General features: G+C 43.7%; 15 protein-coding genes. 13 read left to right on the forward strand and 2 right to left on the reverse strand.

The features are described from left to right. The first annotated feature begins 2 nt into the window (after window positions 1-2). The 12 genes from HMPREF9447_RS12085 (at window position 3) to rbr (ending at window position 18,119) form a co-directional block, all read left to right on the forward strand. The gene (locus HMPREF9447_RS12085; RefSeq protein ID WP_009130020.1) at window positions 3-1,364 is read left to right on the forward strand and encodes a glycoside hydrolase family 43 protein; all 1,362 of its coding nucleotides are present in this window, start codon (window positions 3-5) and stop codon (window positions 1,362-1,364) included. Between the two features lie 16 nt (window positions 1,365-1,380). After that, entirely contained in the window at window positions 1,381-4,011 is a 2,631-nt protein-coding gene (locus HMPREF9447_RS12090; RefSeq protein ID WP_009130021.1) for a glycoside hydrolase family 31 protein, read from the forward strand. A gap of 33 nt (window positions 4,012-4,044) precedes the next feature. Next, a complete protein-coding gene (locus HMPREF9447_RS12095; protein ID WP_009130022.1) occupies window positions 4,045-6,072 on the forward strand; it encodes an NPCBM/NEW2 domain-containing protein in 2,028 nt (675 codons plus the stop codon). Between the two features lie 32 nt (window positions 6,073-6,104). Beyond that, window positions 6,105-7,175: a glycoside hydrolase family 43 protein gene (locus tag HMPREF9447_RS12100; protein ID WP_009130023.1), complete on the forward strand. Its 1,071-nt coding sequence runs from the start codon at window positions 6,105-6,107 to the stop codon at window positions 7,173-7,175. Between the two features lie 106 nt (window positions 7,176-7,281). After that, on the forward strand, window positions 7,282-7,845 hold the full coding sequence (locus HMPREF9447_RS12105; RefSeq protein WP_009130024.1) for an RNA polymerase sigma factor: 564 nt from the start codon (window positions 7,282-7,284) through the stop codon (window positions 7,843-7,845). Further along, complete coding sequence (locus HMPREF9447_RS12110) at window positions 7,842-8,252, forward strand: hypothetical protein (protein WP_009130025.1); 411 nt, start codon at window positions 7,842-7,844, stop codon at window positions 8,250-8,252. The genes HMPREF9447_RS12105 and HMPREF9447_RS12110 overlap by 4 nt, the downstream gene beginning before the upstream one ends. Window positions 8,253-8,263: 11 nt before the next feature. Beyond that, on the forward strand, window positions 8,264-9,340 hold the full coding sequence (locus tag HMPREF9447_RS12115; RefSeq protein WP_009130026.1) for a hypothetical protein: 1,077 nt from the start codon (window positions 8,264-8,266) through the stop codon (window positions 9,338-9,340). 123 nt (window positions 9,341-9,463) lie between these two features. Next, window positions 9,464-12,004 carry an alpha-L-arabinofuranosidase C-terminal domain-containing protein gene (locus tag HMPREF9447_RS12120; RefSeq protein WP_009130027.1) on the forward strand — a complete coding sequence of 847 codons (2,541 nt, stop codon included), beginning with the start codon at window positions 9,464-9,466 and terminating at the stop codon, window positions 12,002-12,004. A 56-nt stretch (window positions 12,005-12,060) separates the two neighbouring features. Further along, on the forward strand, window positions 12,061-13,782 hold the full coding sequence (locus HMPREF9447_RS12125) for a family 43 glycosylhydrolase (RefSeq protein WP_009130028.1): 1,722 nt from the start codon (window positions 12,061-12,063) through the stop codon (window positions 13,780-13,782). Window positions 13,783-14,119: 337 nt separating this feature from the next. Further along, entirely contained in the window at window positions 14,120-15,550 is a 1,431-nt protein-coding gene (locus tag HMPREF9447_RS12130) for a glycoside hydrolase family 43 protein (protein ID WP_244267607.1), read from the forward strand. Between the two features lie 54 nt (window positions 15,551-15,604). Then, window positions 15,605-17,401, forward strand: a complete 1,797-nt coding sequence (locus HMPREF9447_RS12135; protein WP_157225278.1) for a glycoside hydrolase family 43 protein — start codon at window positions 15,605-15,607, stop codon at window positions 17,399-17,401. Between the two features lie 139 nt (window positions 17,402-17,540). Beyond that, window positions 17,541-18,119: a rubrerythrin gene (gene rbr / locus HMPREF9447_RS12140; RefSeq protein WP_009130031.1), complete on the forward strand. Its 579-nt coding sequence runs from the start codon at window positions 17,541-17,543 to the stop codon at window positions 18,117-18,119. 154 nt (window positions 18,120-18,273) lie between these two features. Here the strand turns inward: rbr and nadB are convergent, their stop codons facing one another. Both nadB and HMPREF9447_RS12150 read right to left on the reverse strand, forming a co-directional pair. Beyond that, on the reverse strand, window positions 18,274-19,845 hold the full coding sequence (gene nadB / locus HMPREF9447_RS12145; RefSeq protein ID WP_009130032.1) for an L-aspartate oxidase: 1,572 nt from the start codon (window positions 19,843-19,845) through the stop codon (window positions 18,274-18,276). Between the two features lie 77 nt (window positions 19,846-19,922). Next, on the reverse strand, window positions 19,923-21,842 hold the full coding sequence (locus tag HMPREF9447_RS12150; protein ID WP_009130033.1) for a tetratricopeptide repeat protein: 1,920 nt from the start codon (window positions 21,840-21,842) through the stop codon (window positions 19,923-19,925). Window positions 21,843-22,063: 221 nt separating this feature from the next. Here HMPREF9447_RS12150 and HMPREF9447_RS12155 point away from each other — a divergent pair, with 221 nt between their 5' ends. Beyond that, the gene (locus tag HMPREF9447_RS12155) at window positions 22,064-22,423 is read left to right on the forward strand and encodes a hypothetical protein (protein WP_009130034.1); all 360 of its coding nucleotides are present in this window, start codon (window positions 22,064-22,066) and stop codon (window positions 22,421-22,423) included. Window positions 22,424-22,460 lie beyond the last annotated feature (37 nt).

The raw sequence follows: 22,460 nt of genomic DNA on the forward strand, positions 1-22,460 counted from the left end.
ATATGGATAAAATGAAGTCTTTATTCTTTTCATCGCTATTAGCGGTGGTGGCTACTTCGGGACTGGCACAGAATCCGATCATTCAGACAAATTATACGGCCGATCCGGCTCCGATGGTATATAATGATAAAGTATATCTTTATACTACCCATGATGAGGATAATTCTACCTGGTTTACGATGAACGACTGGCGATTGTATACCACGAGCGATATGGTGAACTGGACCGATCATGGAGCTGTTTTGTCATACACTGATTTCAACTGGGCCAAAGGGGACGCTTGGGCTCCGCAATGTATCGAAAGAGGTGGGAAATTCTATATGTATGTACCCATGATTTCAAAAATCAATAATAGGGGGGCTATCGGAGTGGCAGTGGCCGATAGTCCTTACGGTCCCTTCTATGATCCGCTTGGAAAACCACTGGTTCAGAGTGAATGGGGAGACATTGACCCGACAGTTTTTATTGATGACGATGGACAAGCTTATATGTATTGGGGAAATCCGAATCTGTACTATGTGAAGCTGAATGAAGATATGATTTCCTACAGCGGGGATATCGTACGTGTACCTTTGACTGCGGAATCGTTCGGAAAGCGTGAGGGTGACTCTCAGAGAGCCACTTTGTATGAGGAAGGTCCCTGGCTTTATAAACGGGATAAGAAATATTACTTGTTCTGGCCGGGAGGTCCGCTACCCGAGCATATCGGATATTCTACCAGCGATAGCCCTACAGGACCGTGGAAATATGGCGGTACAGTAATGGCTGCCGGAGGCGGAGCGTTTACAATCCATCCGGGAGTTATCGACTTCAGAGGCAAGACCTACTATTTTTATCATAACGGAAAGTTGCCCGGTGGTGGTGGCTTCAATCGTTCGGTATGTGTGGAAGAACTTAAATTCAACAAAGACGGATCAATTCCTGAGGTGAAGATGACGGAAGGAATCACCAAGGGTATTGCTACCCTGAATCCATACGTAAAAAACGAAGCGGAAACGATTGCTTTCTCCGAGGGCTTCAAGTCTTTCAAGAATAATCAAGTAGGCGTTTTTGTAACAGCTATGAAGGACGGCAGTTATATCCGGGTCCGTGACGTGGATTTTGGAAAAACCGGTGCAACTAAGTTTACTGCCAGGATAGGCACGACACACAATGATCCGGTGCAACTTGAAGTACGCCTGGATGGTGTAGACGGAGAGCTGGTGGGAACCATTAAAGTACCCCGGACAGGTGGCAGTGACCGTTGGGATTTACGGACTATTGATATTTCGAAAGTGACCGGAGTGCATGATCTTTGTTTTGTGGTAAAGGGAAGACCGGCTACTAATCTTATGTATTTCGATTATTGGATGTTCTCTAAATAAATCAGCATTATATACTATGAAAACAGTATGGAAAAAGCGGAATCAGGTTGGAGTCATTATGACGATTCTGTGTGTCTCTGTTTTTTTGCTAAATACAGCATGTATTTCAAAAGAAAGGAAGAGTGTGGTTCTTGAGCTGAAACAAGGTACACTCTCACTGATACCGCTAAATCGGAATACTGTTCGGGTACAGTTCGCCCAATCCGGTTCAGTGCCTATGCAGGAACTTATCTATACAGAAAAGTCTTCCGTTCCGGAGTATAAAGTTACAGAGAATGATAAATCAATGATTTTATCTCTGGAAGGGATTTCTGTGGAATTTGATAAAGGTACGGAGGCACTGACTTTTAAAGATGCGAATAAGCGTATCGTTCTTCAGGAGAAAGTTGGAGGACGTTTTATGGCGGCTTCTTCTATTCAGGGTGAAGCTACATTCCAGGTGGAACAGCACTTTGTTTCTCCGAAAGATGAGTATATATACGGTACAGGTCAATTTCAGGATGGTTATCTCAATATCAGAGGCTTGTCGAGGAGGTTGACGCAAGTCAATACGCAGATTGCTATTCCTTTTATTCTGTCAAACAAAGGTTATGGCCTGTTGTGGAATAACTACGGATTGACGGATTTCAATCCGGCGGATGAATCTATTGAATTGGTTCCTGCGAGCGCGAGCGGTGAGGCGGTTACAGTTAATGCTACAAGTACAAGCGGAAATGTAAAAGAAACCCGGCAGACATACTCGTTCACAGCCTCATTGGAAGTACCTCATTCCGGGCGTTATTCTTTGTTGTTGGATGTCGGGCAACGGATGGCACGTAAGTATTATCTTACTATTGATGGAGATAAGGTGTTTGATGTCAATAATTTATGGCTGCCTCCTACTACTTCTGCTATTGTGGAGCTGACTACAGGTAAACATACCATAGAAGTGCAGGGTGAGCGCAATGATAAGCCTGTACTATATTGGCGTCCTGTTTCCGAGGAAACAGTTTTTCGTTCACCAGTTGCCCAATCATTGGATTATACTGTTTTTGCAGGCAATGGAGATGAAGTGATTGCCAGCTACCGCGAGTTGACCGGACCTGCTCCCATGATGCCTTTGTGGAGTTTGGGATATATACATTGCCGGGAACGGTACAATACTCAGGCGGAGTTGCTGGAGAATGCCCGTGAGTTCCGTAATCGGAAATTGCCTATAGATATGATTGTTCAAGACTGGCAATATTGGGGAAAACATGGCTGGAATGCGATGAGGTTTGATGAAGACAGGTATCCCGATCCGGGGAAAATGCTTCAGGAACTTCATGATATGGATATGCGCCTGATGATTTCCGTCTGGTCTAAAATAGATACTCAGTCTGAAATTGGAAAACAGGCAAAAGAAAACGGATATTATATTCCGGGCAGTGACTGGATTGATTTCTTCAATGCTGATGCCGCGGCTTTTTACTGGCAGAATTTCCGTGACGGACTGCTGAAATATGGCATTGATGCTTGGTGGCAGGATGCCACTGAGCCTGAGAATGACGACCTCCAGAACCGGCGTATAAATAACAGGCAGACCCCGGGAGAGGTTTACCGGAATGTTTATCCGATGTATGTCAGTAAGACGATCTATGAAGGTTTGCGCAAAGATGATCCTGACCGGAGGGCTATGATATTTACCCGTAGCGGCTTTTCCGGAATGCAGCGTTACGCAGCAGCTACATGGTCGGGAGATGTGGGACATGACTGGGAAACTCTGCGTCGGCAAATAGCCGGAGGACTTGGGCAAATGGCAACAGGTCTGCCTTGGTGGACGTATGATGCCGGTGGTTTCTTTCGTCCGGGCAATCAATATACCAATACGGGGTATCATGAACAGTTTATCCGTTGGTTGCAGGCAGGAACATTTTTCCCATTAATGCGTGTACATGGTTACATGAGTAATACCGAACCATGGAGATATGGAGAGAAAGTTGAGCGCATAGTTGCCCGCTATTTAGATTTGCGTTACAGACTTCTTCCCTACATTTATTCTCAAAATGCTGCGATTTCCTTTAAAGGTTCTACTTTGATGCGTCCGTTAGTAATGGATTTTCCGGAAGACTCCCGTGCATTGGAGCAAAAACATCAGTTCATGTTTGGCCCTTCTGTTCTGGTTGCTCCGGTTGTAGAAGGTGGCATTAGTCAGATGAAAGTTTATCTTCCTGAATGTCCGGCAGGTTGGATAGACTTCTGGAATGGTACATCTTATAAAGGTGGACAAATGGTGGATGTGGATATTGACCTCGCGAAAATACCTTTATTTGTGAAAGCCGGTTCCATATTGACATTGGGGCCTACGAAACAATTTACTTCTGAAGATACAGAACAACCGTGGGAAATCCGTATTTATCCGGGTGCTAATGGTGCTTATTCTATTTATGAAGATGAGGGGAACAATTATAATTATGAAAAAGGGCAGTTCTGCATATTTGAATTAAGTTGGAATGATACGGAGAAAACTTTGACCATTAGTGATAGAAAGGGAAAATTCACTGGAATGAAAAAGAAAATAACCTTTAATGTCGTAATGGTATCACCACAATCCGGTACCGGAGTTTATCAGTCAACACCAGATAGAACTGTCACGTATTCAGGGAAATCTATGGTGGTTTCGTTATAATAGTTCTAATCAATTAAGAGTGAAGTTTAGAGTATGAAGAATAATAGGATTTTGATAATTGCAGGTTTTATATTAGCAGGTATTGTTACCGGGTGTAGTCAGCCACAGACTGTGTGGCTTGATGATCTGGACCTGACAGCTATGACCCAGGGACATGGAGTTGGTATGAAAAACAAATCGGTTGACGGTAAAACCCTGACAATCGGAGGACAGACGTTTGAACGTGGAGTGGGTACCCACTCTGTCAGCGAACTGGCAATTCAATTGGATGGTAAAGCAACATCATTTACGGCTCAGGTGGGTCTGGATGATGAGATTCTGGAGCATAAGCCGTCGGCTGAATTTATTGTAATCGGAGACGGGGAACAGCTATGGTCCAGCGGAGTTGTAAAAGCAGGAGATGCGGCTAAGCAATGCTCTGTTTCACTTGATGGCGTGAAAAGACTTGAACTGATTGTTGCTGATGGCGGTGATGGTCCTTATTATGACCATGCGGATTGGGCGAATGCAAAAATTATTTCAAAGGGTAAGAAAAGTTTCCCCACACTGAAGTTTATAGCTACTGAGCCTTATATACTGACTCCTCCCGCTCCTGCGACACCAAGAATTAATGGCGCTTCTGTATTTGGAGTACGTCCCGGTTCTCCCTTCCTGTTTCAGGTAGCGGCAACTGGTGATCGTCCGATGGCATTTGCTGCAGCAGGCCTACCGGCAGGGTTGGAGATTAATCCGGAAACGGGTTTGATTACGGGTAAATTGACCGAACCCGGAACGTTTGAGGTGACTCTGCAGGCTAAAAACGATAAAGGAATGGCTGAGAAGAAGTTCCGCATTGAATGTGGCGACAAAATAGCTCTTACCCCGCCGATGGGCTGGAATAGTTGGAACTGCTTCGGGCACGAAGTTTCGGCCGAGAAAGTGAAGCAGGCGGCAAGAGCCATGGTAGAAAGCGGTTTGATTAATTACGGCTGGACTTATATCAATATAGATGACTCGTGGCAACATCACCGGGACCCCAATGACCGGACCAGAAGCGGAAAGTTTCGCGATGCCCGTGGCAACATCCTGACCAATGCCCAATTCCCTGACATGAAGGGATTGGCTGACTATATCCATTCACTTGGAATGAGAGTGGGTATTTATTCTTCACCCGGCCCGTGGACTTGCGGAGGCTGTGTAGGTAGCTATGGCTACGAGAAACAGGATGCCGACATGTATGCCAAATGGGGAATTGATTATTTGAAATACGACTGGTGCAGTTATGGAGGAGTACTCGACCGTGATTTGAAGAAAGATCCCTATAGCGTATCTTCTTTAGCTTTTCAGGGAGGAGGAGATTCGATTGCCGGTAGGAAACCGTTTAAAATCATGGGCGACTATTTACGCCAACAACCCCGTGATATTGTGTATAACCTGTGCCAATATGGTATGGGAGATGTCTGGGAATGGGGAGATGCTGTCGGAAGCCAGTGTTGGCGTACAACTAATGACATCACTGATACCTGGGAAAGTGTAAAAAGTATCGCTCTTGCCCAAGACAAGGCGGCAGCTTGGGCAAAACCGGGTAATTGGAATGATCCGGATATACTGGTGGTTGGTATTGTAGGTTGGGGAAATCCTCACCAAACCAAGCTTAAACCCGATGAACAATATCTTCACTTTAGTCTTTGGAGCTTGTTTTCTGCCCCCCTCCTGATAGGTTGCGACTTGGAAAAGATGGATGACTTCACTTTCAGTTTGTTGACTAATAATGAGGTTATTGCTGTCAATCAGGATCCTTTGGGCAAACAAGCTACGTGTGTACATGCCATAGGAGAACTACGTATTTATGTGAAGGAGTTGGAAGACGGCAGTAAAGCGGTGGGATTCTGTAATTTTGATCGTGAAAAGACAGATATTTCTTTCCGGGACTTTGATAAACTGGGTATTACAGGTAAGCAGACTGTCCGTGACCTTTGGAGGCAAAAAGACATAAAAACACTGGATGCCGGACGGGAAACATTATCTCTGAATGTTCCGGCTCATGGCGTATTACTTTATAAGTTTATGCCAGTTCAGTGAATATATTAAATTGTATACTTAATTATTTTATTATGAAAAATAGTCTTTTTGCTTTTAGTTTGTATCTGCTCTTGTCCGGTTTGGGTGGGAAAAGTAATGAAGTGAAATTTACTCCGAAAGGAAATCCGGTAGTTTTGAATAAATTTACGGCTGATCCGGCGCCGATGGTGCACAATGGTACGCTTTATCTCTATGTGGGCCATGATGAAGCTGAAGAGGGGCAGGACTTTAACATAACGGAGTGGTTATGCTATTCCACCAAAGATATGAAGACGTGGACAGATCATGGAAGTGTGCTTAAACCTACGGATTTCTCATGGGGTGTAGGCGAGGCATGGGCATCTCAGGTTGTGGAAAAAGACGGGAAATTCTATTATTATACAACAGTACAAGCGGGACCGCCGTACAATAGTAAAGTAGTGGGAGTTGCCGTTTCGGATAGTCCGACAGGACCTTTTGTCGACCCGCGAGGTACGCCGCTTGTGACGGATGATATGACTCCTAATGGAGCGCGCGGATGGTGGAACGATATAGATCCGACAGTTTTTGTGGATGATGACGGTACTCCTTGGATGAGTTGGGGTAACGGAACTTGTTTTTTGGTAAAACTGAAACCTAATATGATAGAACTGGATGGACCTATAGAGATACTTAAAATGCCGAAGTTTGTAGAGGGACCATGGATTCATAAACATGGGAATTTCTACTATCTGACATATGCATCAATGGGCAAAGGACGTGAGACGATAAGCTATGCGACAGCACCAAGTATGAAAGGACCGTGGACATACCGTGGACTTTTGACAGGGATGGCAGAAAACAGCTTTACCATACATCCGGGAATCATTGAATTTAAGGGTCAAAGCTATCTGTTCTATCATAATGCAACACTTACTCTGAATGGAAAATCAGGAGCCACAGGCCGTAGAAGCGTTTGTGTTGATTATCTATATTACTTGCCGGATGGTCGTATGGCATATGTTGAACAAACCAAAGAAGGGATTACGGTGAAGCCGAAGACTGCGGCGGAAGTAGCCGGAATTGTAAATCCATCTGCTGATGAAAAAGAAGTAATTGTAGAGAAAGAGATTATTAAGAACTGAGTTTCCCTTGATTTAATAGAAAAATAAGCTTTTTGTAGGTTATATTTGCGGTGGCAATCGACCGGATGCATTTTCTTACGTATCATTAATAAACGAAGATGTTATAATGATGAACCAAGAAAAGATACAAGAGCTTATAGTCAGGAGCAGAAGAGAAGATATGAATGCATTTTCTCTTCTGCTCTCTGAGTTTCAACCGCTTGTATTCCGGCTTGCATTCCGGTTGCTGTGCAACGAAGATGAAGCCAAAGATATGGTGCAGGAAACCTTTGTAAAGGTGTGGCTGGCATTGGATAAATACGATGCTAAGGCCCGCTTTTCTACCTGGCTTTATAAAATTGCCTGTAATACCTGTTATGACCGCCTGCGCTCCTTGCGCCATTCACCGCTCGATAATGATGCCGGTCATTCTTGCCCCACAACTATTTCATCTGATGATAATATAGAATTGACTGTATCCAACAGGCAATTGAAAGAACTTATCCTGAAATATACCAGTGAACTGTCTCCTCAACAAAGGCTGATTTTTACGCTGAGAGATATTGAAGAACTGGATGTATCGGAAGTGCAAGCCATTACCGGATTTTCCTCCGGGATAATTAAGAGTACTCTTTATCTGGCCCGAAAATATATTAGAGATAAAATGAATCAAATAGATACAGACTTATGAAACAAGATGATAGACATTATGAAGAATGGCTGGCTGAAATCAGAGGCAGGCAGCCTGTGATGAGTAATCCGGATGAACTGGCTGCGAATATTCTGCAACGGGTAGCCCGGACATCTTCCCGAAGGAAGAAAAAGAAGTTGTTGATTGTCGGTTGGCTTTCCGGAATCGCCGCTGGACTGCTGCTGTCTCTATTGGTGAGTGAGACTCTTTTTACTCCGGTTCCTTATGAAGTGAAGCCGATGGAAGGATATCGTTTACAGGTGAATGATACTTATTCTTTTTCTTTGCCGGAAGGCTGGGAAAAGATGAGGCTTTCTGAGAAAAGCGATTACCTGTCCGGCCAATATATACAGTTCAGGAAACTAAGGCGAAACAGAGTGATGGAATTAACAAAGAGAATTTATTAAATAAAATTATTATGAGAACAAATAAATGGATTGCAGCAATTGTCTTGCTGCTCGGTATGACCTCTTGTGGTACCTATTACCGGATGGTTTCTCAGGTAAATAGTGATGGCAGCATGCATAGAGAAGTGTATGCATATGGCGACTCCTCTTTTCTTGCGGGGGACAGGACACACAATCCGTTTTTATTCCAGATAACTTCAGGATGGGAACTGGATAAGCTTGATTCCGTTGTTAAATTCAACTGTTGGGGAGATGAAGAGAAGCTGAATGTAAAAGCAGGACGGACTTATCCTATGGTTGGTTCAGAGCCTTTCAGTACTTTGGACGGGAAGGAATATATGCATCCTTTAGTGGTTCCGGTTGAAAAGCTTCGGAAGAGTTTCCGTTGGTTCTATACCTACTACGAATATACGGCTACATATAGCGAATTATCAGATAAGGGACCTGTGCCTCTTGAGAAATATCTGACTAAAGAAGAACAGCGGATATGGTTCCGTGGTGATACGGAAGCTTTGAGCGGATTGAATGGTATCGAACAGAATAATATGTTGGATGATATTGAAGCGAAGTTCTGGAAATGGTATAATCGTAGCCAATATGAACTCAGCTATGAGGTAATACTTCACTTTGTAACTCAGAAAGGGGATACGGCTTTCGTGCGCCAGTTGGCGGATTTGAAAGAGCCTATCTATGGGAAGTATTTTTCCGGGAAAGATGCCGGTGATGATGGTGCACCCGAAGGAGTATGCGGTTATCTGGATGAATTCAGTCAGACGAAATATTTCTCAGACTTATATAAGTCAAACGGAAAATCAATGGATGAGTTGTTTGAGAAGAAAGGACAGATTGCGGAACTTTTTGGATATGCCGTGCAGTTCGAACTGTCCATGCCTGGAAGAGTTATTTCTACCAACGCTGCTTTGCAAAAAGATGGTTCACTTATCTGGAAAGTAGATGCATTCCGCCTTTTAGAGGGCGACTACACATTAGCGGTTAAATCCCGTACGGTTAACTATTGGGCATTTGGTGTAACATTATTGCTTATTTTGTTTATCGGTGGTTGCTGCTGGAAGATTTATAATAGATAAGTCATTCTATCTTGCATTTATATCCAAACTTAAAACTCAAATATCTAAAATTGAAAGGCAGAAAGGGGGAGCGCCCCTTACTTTTGCAGGCAAACAAATATTAACCTGCTAAATAATTTAATCATGAAACGAGTTTCTTTTTGCCTTGCGGCATCTGCCTTGTTATGGAGTGCTTGTAGCACTATGGTGCCACAAGACGAAATAGTAATCAATTTGCAAGATAAAGGAGCAGAAGTAGCTTCTTCTATGTATGGCATCTTCTTTGAAGAGATAAACCATGCCGGTGACGGAGGACTTTATGCCGAGTTGATTCAGAATCGTGGTTTTGAAGAACACGAATTACCTTCCGGTACCATGCTTCGGGAGCATAAAGCATGTGCACCAACTTCTCCCAGCTACTACGGCGGGCATGAGAATAACTGGTATGCCCATTGGGATGAAGAAGCCCTGAAGTTTAAGGCTTGGAGTGTTGTCAGTGAAAAGTGTGATGTGACTAAAGATGTAATTACTCCGTCAGAACCCCTGCATAAGAATACTCCGAATGCATTCAAGCTAGGTATAAGCAATATAGAAACTGGCGGAAAAGTCGAATTGATAAACTCCGGTTATTGGGGAATCGCTGTGAAAGAAAATGAGAAATATGATCTTCGTTTCTATCTGTTCAGCCGTGACTATAAAGGGACGGTAACAGCTAATATTTACGATACGGCTTCGGGAGAAGTAGTGGCGTCTCATACGTTTGAGGTGAATCATAGCGGTAAATGGGTGGAGTATAAAGCAGAATTGATTGCCGGAAAAACAATTAATAAAGGTGAGTTCCGGTTGGAGTTCACTGCCAATGGAAACTTGTTCGTGGACTATGTCTCTTTGTTTCCCCGGGAGACATTCAAGAATCGACCCAATGGTTTACGAAAGGACATCGCTGAGTTTCTGGCAGGTATGAAACCAGCTTTTATGCGTTGGCCCGGTGGATGTATTGTGGAAGGTGCAACATTGGAGAACCGTGTAAAGTGGAAAGAAACCTTAGGTGACCCGATGACTCGCCGCGGTGAATGGGTGCTTTGGGGATATCGCAGTAGTTGGGGAATGGGGTATCATGAGTTCCTGCAATTCTGTGAGGATTTAAATATGGATGCTATGTTTGTTGCCAATGCCGGTATGTCATGTTCCATTCGCAATGGAGATTATGTTTCAGAGGCAGAACTGGAACCTTTTCTGCAAGATATTCGTGATGCTATTGAATATGCTATCGGGAATGTGAAGAGCGAATGGGGAGCCAGACGTGCAGCTGCCGGACATCCGGAGCCTTTCCCGTTGAAGTATGTAGAAATTGGTAACGAGAATAGTACGGATATCTACGCCCGTCACTTTAATTATCTTTACTCTCACCTGAAAAAGGAGTATCCGGACCTTACATTCATCAACACCATGTCTTGGAAAGAACGGGAAATTGAGATGGTGGAGCAGACGGATATGGTAGACCCGCATTGGTATGAAAATCCCGGTTTCTTCTTTGCTGCTAACGGACTTTTTGATGATAAGCAGCGTGGCAAGTACACCACTTATGTAGGTGAGTATGCCTGCAACAATGGCGTAGGTAAAGGAAATATGGAAGCTGCTTTGAGCGAAGCTGCTTTTATCATGGGGATGGAACGCAACTCAGATTTTGTGACTATGACCTCCTATGCACCTTTACTTTGTAATGATCATCAACCCAACTGGAAGTGCAATCTGATTTGGTTTAATAACGAGCAAGTGGTGGGAAGGGCTTCTTACTATGTACAGAAAATGTTTGCCGACCATGCACCGGATTATAACCTGGGTATCAGTAAGTCTGTGGGCGAACTACAAACGAAGCTGATTAAGACCGGAACATTTGGTATTGGTTCTTGGGATACGAAGGTGGATTTCAAGGATATCAAGGTGACACAGCATGGAGAGGTGCGGGCGATTGATCCATCTCAATTTGAACACAAGCAGGGAGAATGGAATGTTTTACCTGATGGAGTAATATCACAAACGGCCATTCAGGCAGCCACCCGTACTCTTCTGAAAGATTTTTCATCGGATGAATATACGCTGGAACTGAAGGTGCTCAAGAATGAGGGACGGGAAGGATTCTTTATTTACTACGGAATGACGGAAGACGGGATGAATGGTTATGTTTTCAATGTAGGTTTATGGGGAAACACTAACGTAGGGGTTGAATGCTTTATGGACGGTTCTACGGCAGGCATACTGGGAACAACTAAACCTATTAGTGTGCAGACTGGTCAGTGGTATGATGTGAAGGTGGAAGTGACGCCGCTGAAGGCAACTCTTTACGTGGATGGAAAGGTGGCTTTGGAAACTCTTGCCGAGACTTATCCACTCCATTTCTTTGCTTCGGGATATGATGAAACTGCCGGAGAAGTAATAGTGAAAGTAGTGAATGCAAACAGTAAACCGTACGTAGCAGAATTTAAACTGGATGGTGCGGCTGTAATTGAAAATACCGGAAAAGTAATTTCTCTGAAAGCCAATAGTTTGGGTGAAGAGAACTCTTTCGACGAACCTTATAAGATTTATCCGGAAGTGATTTCCTATGATAAGTTTGGAAAGAACTTTAATTATGAGTTTTCACCATTTTCCTATACGGTTTTGCGGATAAAAGCACGGTATTAGCATTGATAAAATAGATTGATAGTTAAGATAATAGGTATAATAAATATATGAATAAAATGATGAAGTGTCGCTTACTTTTATGCTCTGCCTTGGCAATACTTGCTGTGGGCTGTGGAACCGGAAAAGAAGAGGTTTCTTATCGAACCGTTTGTAATCCTGTTGATTTGAGTTACCGCTTCTGCCTGGATGAACCGTCCAGGAGAGAAGCGGCAGATCCCTCGATGATTGTATATCAGGGAGAGTATTATCTTTTCCCGTCCAAATCGGGTGGGTATTTTCATTCTGTAGATTTGATAAACTGGGATTTGATAACTGCGGATAATCTTCCGGTAGAGGAGTATGCTCCTACGGTGGAAGAAGTTGATGGCAACCTGTTTTTCACAACTTCAACTGGTACACGGAGGGTTTATAAAGCTATTGATGTCAAAAAAGGTAATTGGGAGCTGTTTACGGATAGTTTTCCTTATGACCTGAATGATCCGGCATACTTCCGCGATGAAGACGGACGGGTGTATCTTTACAGTGGTTGTAGCCCCGACCAACCCATTATGGGGGTAGAACTGGATAAGGAAACGATGAAACCTACCGGTGAAATGGTACCTTTGATGGTTAGTGATCGCAAAAAGTACGGCTGGGAAGTTCCGGGAGACTATAATATCTGGGACAATGATAGTCCGTGGATTGAAGGGGCATTTGTCACTAAGCATGCAGGGAAGTATTATTTGCAATACTCCGGACCCGGCACACAGTTTAAAAGTTACTGTGATGGAGTATATATCTCTGATAATCCGTTAGGCCCTTTTACGCTTGCCCACCATAACCCTTTTGCCTATAAACCGGAGGGATTTGCCAACGGGGCAGGGCATGGCAGTACTTTCCTGGACAACTATGGAAATTACTGGCATATAGGAACAGTTACTGTTTCAGTACGCCACATGTTTGAAAGGCGTCTGTCACTTTTCCCTACCTTCTTTGATGAGGATGGTGAAATGTACGCTTATACGGGTTGGGGAGATTATCCGATGATAATGCCGGAGAAGAAAATTTCATCTCCCGAAGAATTGTTTCCGGGCTGGATGCTACTCTCTTATCAGAAGGCAACAGAAGCGTCGTCTACACTTGAAGGATGTCCGGAGAAGAATGCCGTCAATGAAGATATCCGTACTTGGTGGAGTGCGAAGACCGGTGATAAAGGAGAATATCTGTCGATAGACCTGGGAGAGGAGAGCCAGGTATATGCCATTCAAGTGAACTTTGGTGATCAGGATGCCGGATTGTTTGGAAGGAGCGGGAATATTTACTACCAGTATTACATAGAAAGTTCTGTTGATGGAGTAAACTGGAATATGGTAGTGGATAAATCAGATAACGATAAGGATGCCCCAAGTGACTATATCCAACTGGATAAACCTGTTACAACAAAATATCTTCGTATCACAAATGTGTATTGTCCCTCCGGTAAGTTCTCTCTGTCGGGACTGAGGGCTTTTGGTAAGGTGGATAAGGCAACGCCGGTCGAAGTGAAAGATTTTTCTGCTATCCGAAGCCAGAACGACCGGAGAAAGGTGAATTTGACTTGGGATGAAGTGAATGGAGCAACAGGATACAACATACGTTTTGGATCAGCTAAGGATAAACTGTACCAAAATTATATGGTTTATTCAGGCAATAGCTTGTTGATAAATATTCTGAATACAGAACAGACGTATTATTTCACGATTGATAGTTTTAATGAAGGAGGTATCACTAAGGGGACTGAAATTAAAGAAGTCTTATAAACGTGATAGTACAGTATATATACACCCGTTGATGGAATTAATATTTTCTTCCTTGTGTCTGGAAGGACTCAAGACCGGGTTCTGTCCACACCTGGCTCGTATCTGCTCCGTACCTTCTCCGTAGCAAATTCGGTTAGAGGTACTTCTAACCGAATTTGCTACGGAGAAGGTACGGACCTGAACCCTATTTGATATGAGCCTGACTAAAGCCAGGTCAACGGCCAATTCCACCAACGGGTTATAATATACCTAATTAAATAATGACTAAATGAAAAGGTCAGGCATATATTAAAAATAGAATAATACTATGATTCGTATACTTATAAAGAAAAAAAGAGTGTTTATAACATTTCTCTTACTGCTGATTACTATATCGGCATTGGCCGATTATCCTATCTTTACACAACGCTATACAGCCGACCCTTGGGGATTGGAATATAACGGACGTTTATACTTATATTGTTCTGCTGATTTTTTGCAAACCGGACCGAATGGTCCGGAGCCTGGATATTACATGAAAAGTATCACGTGTATCTCGACGGATGATATGAAGAACTGGACGGATCATGGAGAGGTGTTTGATGTGAAAGATTCAAAATGGGGGGCTCATCTTTCGTGGGCTCCTTGTGTGGTTCGCAGGAATAATAAATTTTATCTTTATTATGGCAATGGTGACCGTGGCATTGGTGTTGCAGTCAGTGATAGTCCTACGGGACCTTTTGTTGATAGTAATAAAGGACCTGGGGTAGATCATGGCACTCCGGGGGTCTTGTTGCTGGATGATGACAACAAACCCAAAATGAATAATGCCGAAGCTCCCGGTGCTTTGCGGGGAAGTGAGGCATGGGGAATGTGGTGTTTTGATCCGAGTGTGCTGATAGATGATGACGGGCAGGCTTATATGTATTTTGGAGGGGCGCACCCCGACAATGCGCGTGTCATTAAACTTAAAGAAAATATGGTGGAAACGGATGGGGGTGCTGTAAAAGTAAATACTCCCGGATTCTTTGAGGCTTCTTATGTTCATAAATATCGGGGAAAATATTATTACTCTTATGCGGGACATTATTTCAGTTCTCCTGCTAATATTGAATATGTGGTGAGTAACAGGCCGATGGAAGGCTTTGATAGTCCGAGTCTGATAATGTCGAATCCTCCTGTAAATGACGGAATGAATAATCATCACTCCATTTTTCAGTTTAAAGGAGAGTGGTATATTGCTTATCATAACCGGCAGGTAGCTCGTGATAATAAAGTGGCGGAACGCAGATATCGGGAGTATATGAGGAATGTGGCTATCGATCGTTTATATTATAATGCAGATGGAACAATCAGGCAAGTCATTCCTACAGTGGATGGTGTGCCACAACTGAAGAACTTTGACCCTTATAAATGGACCAGTGCAACCGTTATGGCTCATGCGCATGGCGTTAATACTGAAGCTGACGGAAAGGGCGGACGCTATCTGAGCGACGTAAAGGATAGCAGTTGGATAGTAATCAAAGGAGTCGACTTCGGTATGCATGGAGCAAAGCGTTTCATGGCAAAGGTGGCGAGTGACGGTAAAGGAGGAAAGATTGAAATTCGTTTAGGTGATCCTGATGGAGTGATGGTTGGCAGTCTTGAAATTAACAATACTGGTGGTAAACAGAACTGGGTGGAGAAATCCTGTCTTGTATCGAATGCAGTGGGTGTTCGCGATTTATATCTGGTTTTCAGAGGGCAGGGAGATCATTTGTTAACGCTTTCTTCCTGGCAGTTCGATTAGAAAAACAACAATAAAAAGAAGTTTTGTAAAATTGAATTTAATAGAATGAGAAACATGAGAATTTTAAAAGTAGGAATGCTTGTTCTTCAGCTATTGCTTGGAGGGCATATGCAAGTGTCGGCTCAGATATCTGACAATGGAGATGGAACTTGTTCTAATCCGGTAATCTTTGCCGATGCGCCCGATCCCTCTGTGATACGTGTGGATGATGCATTTTATATGGTGAGCACTACCATGCATATGGCTCCGGGATGCACCATTATGAAGTCTTATGATTTGGTGAACTGGAAAGTGGTGAACTATGCCTATGACCAGTTGGAAGAGGCGGATGGATTTGCATTGAAAAATGGAAAGAGTGATTATGCAAGCGGATCGTGGGCGGCTAATATCCGCTATGACAAATATGAGAAGAGATATTATGTGATTGTCACTTGCAATACTACCAATAAGTCTTATATATTCTCTACGGAAGATGTTGAGAATGGTCCGTGGCACAGGAGTGTAGTTGATAAATGTTATGATCCGGGATTCTTGTTTGAAGATACCGGTACTGAATGCAAAAAGTACATAGTCAATCCTTCGGATGATTTGGGTAAACATGAAACTTATATCAGAGAGTTCACGGTAGACCAGAATTATGACGTCACTCTGGGCAAGCCGAAGATCATAATAGACCATGCAAACATTGAAAATCCGGCTGAAGGACTCAGGGCGGAAGGATATCATGGGTATAAGATTGGTGAATATTACTATATCTTTATGATTCAAGGTGTAGGCTGGCAGCGTCAGGAGATTGTGTGGAGATCAAAGACACTGGAACCGGGTTCTTTTGAGGTGAAACGTATATTTGCCGGTAACATCGTTGATAAAAACGGGAAAGATGTAATGCCTTTCACTGGTATCGCTCAGGGCGGTATCGTTGATACAAAAGATGGAAAATGGTATGCTTTTCTGTTCCAGGACTATGGTTCGGTGGGTCGTATTCCGGTATTGATTCCTATGGAATGGAATGATGGCTGGCCTGTGTTGGGAAATGGAGGGAAAAGTGTTGACCAGATTCTGGAGAAACCGGTGAAAGGATATACTGGTAACGGCATTGTCATTTCAGATGACTTCAATAATGGGCGTTCGCGTAAGGTATATTCGGATAAGAATGTGAATACAAATATTACAGCCGGTATTTCTTATAAGAGGCTGAAGAAAATGGTGCAAACTGCTCCGGCCGAAGAAGTAAAGAAGGCTGTGGATGAGAATGAATATGGTTACAGTGGCTCTAATTTGAATTTGGAATGGCAATGGAATCATAATCTTAACAATAATCTTTGGTCGTTGACAGAACGGAAAGGATATCTGCGATTGAAGTCGGGGATTCTGGCCAATCATATTCAGGAAGCAAGAAATACGCTGACACAGCGCACTTATGGCCCGACTTGTTCGGCAAATGTGGCGTTGGAAGTGGGATGCATGAATGACGGCGATGTGGCAGGGCTTTCAGCTTTCCAGAACCAGTATGGCTTTGTAGGAGTGAAGATGGAAAACGGAAAGAAGTATGTTGTGATGCAGCGTGCACAGCAGAAAGGTGATGCATTGGGTAAAGTAATGGAAACTGTTCCGTTGGAGCAGGAACGTGTTTATCTGAAAGCAGATTTCGACTTCTATGATAAAACGGATAAAGCCTATTTCTTTTATAGTCTGGATGGGAAAAACTGGACGAAGATAGGTGATACTTTACAGATGTATTACGACTGGCCTCATTTTGTGGGCTATCGTTTCGGTTTATTCTATTACTCTACGGAGAACTTGGGAGGATGTGTCGATTTTGATTATTTCAAGGTAAGTGACGAGATATAGATTTTATCTATCCCTGCATAGACAAATCCGATGAATAAAAAACGTGTAAATATCAAACAAAATCCCTATTTTTGTGTTGTTAATAAGAATGACTAACGACAATTGATACGTAATTTACTAACTAAATAAGAAAAAGATTATGGCTAAAAGTGTTAAGGGAACTCAAACAGAAAAGAATCTGTTGACCTCATTTGCAGGAGAATCACAGGCAAGAATGCGTTACACTTACTTTGCAAGTGTGGCTAAGAAAGAAGGTTACGAACAAATCGCTGCTATTTTCACTGAAACGGCTGACCAGGAAAAAGAACACGCTAAACGTATGTTCAAGTATCTGGAAGGTGGTATGGTGGAAATCACTGCAAGCTATCCTGCCGGTGTCATCAGCACTACATTGGACAACCTGAAAGAAGCTGCTGCCGGCGAACACGAAGAATGGTCATTGGATTATCCTCACTTTGCTGACGTGGCAGAAAAAGAAGGTTTCTATGAAATTGCTGCTATGTACCGCAACATTTCAATTGCCGAAAAGGGTCATGAAGAAAGATACCTGGCTTTCGTAAACAATATTGAGAACGCTACTGTATTCGCTAAAGAAGGCGAAGTGGTATGGCAATGCCGTAACTGTGGTTTCATCTATACAGGTAAGGAAGCTCCTGAAGTTTGCCCGGCTTGCTTGCATCCGCAGGCTTACTTCGAAGTAAAGAAGGAAAATTATTAAGAAATTCTTATTTCTACGATAAAGAACGCCCGGATGTTTTTAATTAAACATCTGGGTGTTCTGCATTATAAGCGGTAATATCTTAACTTTCCTCCTTCAAAAAGGAGGAGTACCCCGTAGGAGGAGGTGGTAGGTAAAGATAATATCTCTTATCTTATTTCTTTGCGTGCGGATAGTCAATCGTATAGTGCAACCCGCGGCTTTCCTTGCGTTCTATTGCCTGACGTGTAATCAGATAACCTACATTAACCATATTACGCAATTCACAGATAGCCCTGGATGCCTTGCTGCGTTTGAATAAGTCTTCCGTTTCCTCGTATATCATATCCAGGCGTACCCAGGCACGTTTCAGACGCAGGTCACTGCGGACAATGCCTACATACGCACCCATAATCTGGTTCACCTCTTTCATACTTTGGGTAATAAGCACCATTTCTTCGTTGGTCACCGTGCCCTCAGCATTCCACTCCGGTATTTCGTGATTGAATTCGTAACGGTCGAGCTCGCTTAATGCGTGTTTAGCAGCGGCATCGGCATAGACAACGGCTTCTATCAATGAATTGGAAGCCAACCGGTTTCCTCCATGTAAACCTGTACAGGAGCATTCTCCTACAGCATACAAGCGATTGATAGAAGACTCTCCGTTCAAATTCACCTTGATACCCCCGCAAAGGTAATGGGCGGCAGGAGCCACAGGGATATAATCTTTGGTAATATCAATGCCCAGACTGAGGCATTTCTCATAGATATTCGGGAAATGCTTTTTGGTTTCTTCCGGGTTCTTATGCGTAACGTCCAGATAAACGTGGTCATCACCGCGCTGTTTCATTTCACTATCGATAGCACGTGCCACAATATCACGTGGAGCGAGCGATAAACGAGGGTCATACTTCTGCATGAACTCTTCTCCCCCCATATTACGCAATACGGCACCGTATCCGCGCATCGCTTCTGTAATCAGGAAACAGGGGCGGTCGCCCGGATGATAAAGTGCAGTGGGGTGGAACTGGATGAATTCCATGTCCTGTACAAAACCTTTGGCACGATATACCATAGCTATACCGTCTCCTGTGGCCACCAGCGGATTAGTAGTGTTGCGATAAACAGCACCCACGCCACCTGTAGCCATCAGTGTTACTTTGGAAAGGAAAGTGTCCACTTCGCCCGTATCTTCATTCAGTACATACGCCCCGAAGCACTTGATGCCCGGAGTATGGCGGGTTACGATGATACCCATGTGGTGCTGCGTGATGATTTCTACGGCAAAGTGACGGTTGAATATCTCGATATTGGGATGCGTTTTTACGGCCCTGATGAGGCTTTCTTGTATCTCGGCACCGGTATTATCCTTATGATGCAGAATGCGGAACTCGGAATGTCCGCCTTCTTTGTGCAGGTCGAAGTCTCCTCGGTCGTTCTTGTCGAATTCTACTCCCCAGTCTATCAGTTCTTTGATTTGTCCGGGCGCTTCACGCACCACTTTCTCCACGGCGGCACGGTCGCTTATCCAGTCACCCGCAATCATGGTGTCCTCAATGTGCTTGTCGAAATTATCTACCAGTGTATTGGTTACTGAGGCGATACCCCCTTGGGCGAAGAAGGTGTTGGCCTCTTCCAGTTCCGTCTTGCAGATAAGTGCTACCCTGCCTTTATGAGCCACTTTCAGAGCGAAACTCATGCCGGCTATACCGGAACCAATTACTAAAAAGTCGAACTCTTTAATCATATTTCGTATGTTTAAGTACTGCAAAGCTACAAAATAACTGGGTTGCTTGTACTTTTCCTGTATATTAATTCACGAATTTATGATAAGTATTGCTTGATGACTTCGTCCAGCGACTCTTCTTTTGTCAGGTTTATTTTCTTTCGCATGCGTGAACGAATCATATTGACGCTGTTCCGGTTGATACCCATAATCAGAGCTATCTCGTCCGTGCTCTGATTCATGCAGATGAGCATGGCAAGCAGTTCTTCGCTGCGTGTCAGTTGTGGGTACTTCTCCCGCAGTTTGGGCAAATAGAGCGGATATATGGCGGCAAATGACTTTCTGAAGTTATTCTCATCTTCTTTACTGAGCAGGCTTTGCCCGGTGAGTTGACTGATGGTATTCAGATTGTTGGTTGCCATAATTTGTTCTATCTGTTTGGACAACTCCTCGTTGTGTCGGTTCAGTTCCTGCTGACGGACGATTAGTTTCTGTATTTCTTGTCTACGCTTTTCCAATAGCAGGCGGTTCGCTTTTTTTCTGGTGATGAAGTAGGCAATGGAAATGATAAGTAACAATAATAATGCGATGGAGATGCATATATTGAAGAATAACCGACGCTGTTGCAGTTCCACTTGTGTAGAGAGCAGTTTATTCTCTTTCTCTTTGCGTTCGGCATCAAACCGGATGTTGGCGGCGGCAACGGCACGTATCTTTTCATCCATTTGCAGGGAGTCGGCAACGGCGTAATGGCGGTCGTAGCAACGGAGGAAATCATCGTCCATCCTTGTGCTCCGGTAATAGTCCATCAGTATTCGGTTGGCGCCATGTTCCTTTCCAACCATGTCCATTTGGGCAAATCCCTGTACGGCATTTTCTATGAGAGGTATTCCTTGTGCCGCTTTTCCTGTTTCCAACAGGGCGCGTCCCAACTGGAGGTTTAATTCATATTTGGCCCATTGAGGCATGCGGATGCTGTCCGGACAGATGCTTAATGCAAGCTGCAATGCTTTCTGCACAGAATCCGGATAGTCCAAGTAAGCATCTATTGTGAGTACTTTGTTGACGAACACTCCTTTAAAACTTTTCTGTTGGGTTGAAACTTTCCCGGCTTTATCCAGATAATAGAATACGGAGTCCTTTTCCCGGATTTTACGGAATATTTCCACCCGATAGCGATACAGGTCGCCCAGGCCGAAGCTGTCTTTCAGAAGTGAATAGTGCTGTGCTTTTGCGTTTAGTTCCAAGGCACGGTCGTACATGCCCAGTTCGGCATAGAGGTTGGCCTGTTCGCCGTAGGCTATCACGATGTTAGGCGGGGCTATGCTGTCGGTATAACTGTTGATGGCTTCCTGATTGGTGGCTACGGCTTTCTCGTACTCTCCTACAAGGCGGTAATAGATGCCCAGGCGGGATATGATGCGGAGCATATTGTGGAATTTTCCTCCATTGTGGTAATATTCCATTGCCCGTTCCAGCAACCGGATGGCTTGAGGAACGTCATTGCCGGAATAGATATATACGCCACTGACTATCTCGGCCTGTGGAATGTAGCGGTTGGCATCGTCATATTCGGGCAGTTGCATATACTCATCTGCCAGTTGGATGGCTATCCGGTTATTTCCCTGCATCTGATGCAGGCCTGCCCTGGTGGACAGTAATTCGTGCATGCAATATTGTTGGAGGAAGGGATTGCTGCTGAGGCTATCCAGATATTCTGTACCGGGACGGAATTGTTTGCTTGCCAGATAGCTGAAATAAGAAAGGCTGAGTATCTGGCGGGCATATTTGACCAGTGTGTCTTTGGGTTCGGTGCTGCCTGTCAGGGTTAGCAGCTCGGTCATCTTTTGCCTGGCTTCGTCGATGGCAGCCTGGTGTTTCCTTTCTTTTAGTAATGTATTCAGTTGCATGATGGTTTGTTGCCACTGTTGTGTATCATGGCTATCCGCAGAATGTGAATTTGTGGTGCAGGCTCCCACCGATAATATAAGAAATAACAGAAGTATTTTTATTTTCATGGTTTGAGAGTTTGTTTTGTTTGTCAGGCAAAGATACGATTCCATTTTTAAATATGAATAGGTAGTTCTTCTATTTTTTGCATTTTATTGAGGTTGATAATGAGGGAGATACAATTTTGTATATCAGATTGTATATTGGCAATTCATGGTTTAATCTTATACTTTCTGCAATTTTGTACGGTGATAAACAACTAACCAATTCAATAAATAAAGTGGAAAAGATGGCACGATTATGCATGAAAGAGATTAGCAAGGCTTTGATAGAAATGATTTCCGATGAGTCGCCTTATGCTTCGAAAGATATGTTGTGCGGAGCGCGCGGAGCTGTTTTCCGTGAGATATTTATCTTTCATTATCCGGGCTTCATAAAAGAAGTGCAGAAACACGTTCCCGGTATTACGAAAGATGAAGAACTGCTTTGTATGCTGATTGCCCTGGGGCAGTCGGCGGATGAGATTGAGCAATTGTTTTGTTTGTCAGCGGAGCAGATATATATGTTTCGCAAGGCAGTATGCTGGAAGATGAGACTGGAAGAAGAGAAGTTGCTGGCGGATAAACTACGGGAGATATTGGAAAGATAATTCCCCTCATTCATAAAAAACACCTATCTTAGCGGCA

Source organism: Bacteroides oleiciplenus YIT 12058 (genome assembly GCF_000315485.1).
GTDB lineage: Bacteria > Bacteroidota > Bacteroidia > Bacteroidales > Bacteroidaceae > Bacteroides > Bacteroides oleiciplenus.

Bases quoted from the DNA above. Each gene is read 5' to 3' on its own strand.
- HMPREF9447_RS12090 (WP_009130021.1), top strand. From the start codon at position 1,381: ATGAAAACAGTATGGAAAAAGCGGAATCAGGTTGGAGTCATTATGACG.
- HMPREF9447_RS12120 (WP_009130027.1), top strand. From the start codon at position 9,464: ATGAAACGAGTTTCTTTTTGCCTTGCGGCATCTGCCTTGTTATGGAGT.
- HMPREF9447_RS12085 (WP_009130020.1), top strand. From the start codon at position 3: ATGGATAAAATGAAGTCTTTATTCTTTTCATCGCTATTAGCGGTGGTG.
- HMPREF9447_RS12155 (WP_009130034.1), top strand. From the start codon at position 22,064: ATGGCACGATTATGCATGAAAGAGATTAGCAAGGCTTTGATAGAAATG.
- HMPREF9447_RS12095 (WP_009130022.1), top strand. From the start codon at position 4,045: ATGAAGAATAATAGGATTTTGATAATTGCAGGTTTTATATTAGCAGGT.
- HMPREF9447_RS12100 (WP_009130023.1), top strand. From the start codon at position 6,105: ATGAAAAATAGTCTTTTTGCTTTTAGTTTGTATCTGCTCTTGTCCGGT.
- HMPREF9447_RS12150 (WP_009130033.1), bottom strand. From the start codon at position 21,842: ATGAAAATAAAAATACTTCTGTTATTTCTTATATTATCGGTGGGAGCC.
- HMPREF9447_RS12135 (WP_157225278.1), top strand. From the start codon at position 15,605: ATGAGAATTTTAAAAGTAGGAATGCTTGTTCTTCAGCTATTGCTTGGA.
- HMPREF9447_RS12125 (WP_009130028.1), top strand. From the start codon at position 12,061: ATGATGAAGTGTCGCTTACTTTTATGCTCTGCCTTGGCAATACTTGCT.
- HMPREF9447_RS12105 (WP_009130024.1), top strand. From the start codon at position 7,282: ATGATGAACCAAGAAAAGATACAAGAGCTTATAGTCAGGAGCAGAAGA.
- nadB (WP_009130032.1), bottom strand. From the start codon at position 19,845: ATGATTAAAGAGTTCGACTTTTTAGTAATTGGTTCCGGTATAGCCGGC.
- rbr (WP_009130031.1), top strand. From the start codon at position 17,541: ATGGCTAAAAGTGTTAAGGGAACTCAAACAGAAAAGAATCTGTTGACC.
- HMPREF9447_RS12110 (WP_009130025.1), top strand. From the start codon at position 7,842: ATGAAACAAGATGATAGACATTATGAAGAATGGCTGGCTGAAATCAGA.
- HMPREF9447_RS12115 (WP_009130026.1), top strand. From the start codon at position 8,264: ATGAGAACAAATAAATGGATTGCAGCAATTGTCTTGCTGCTCGGTATG.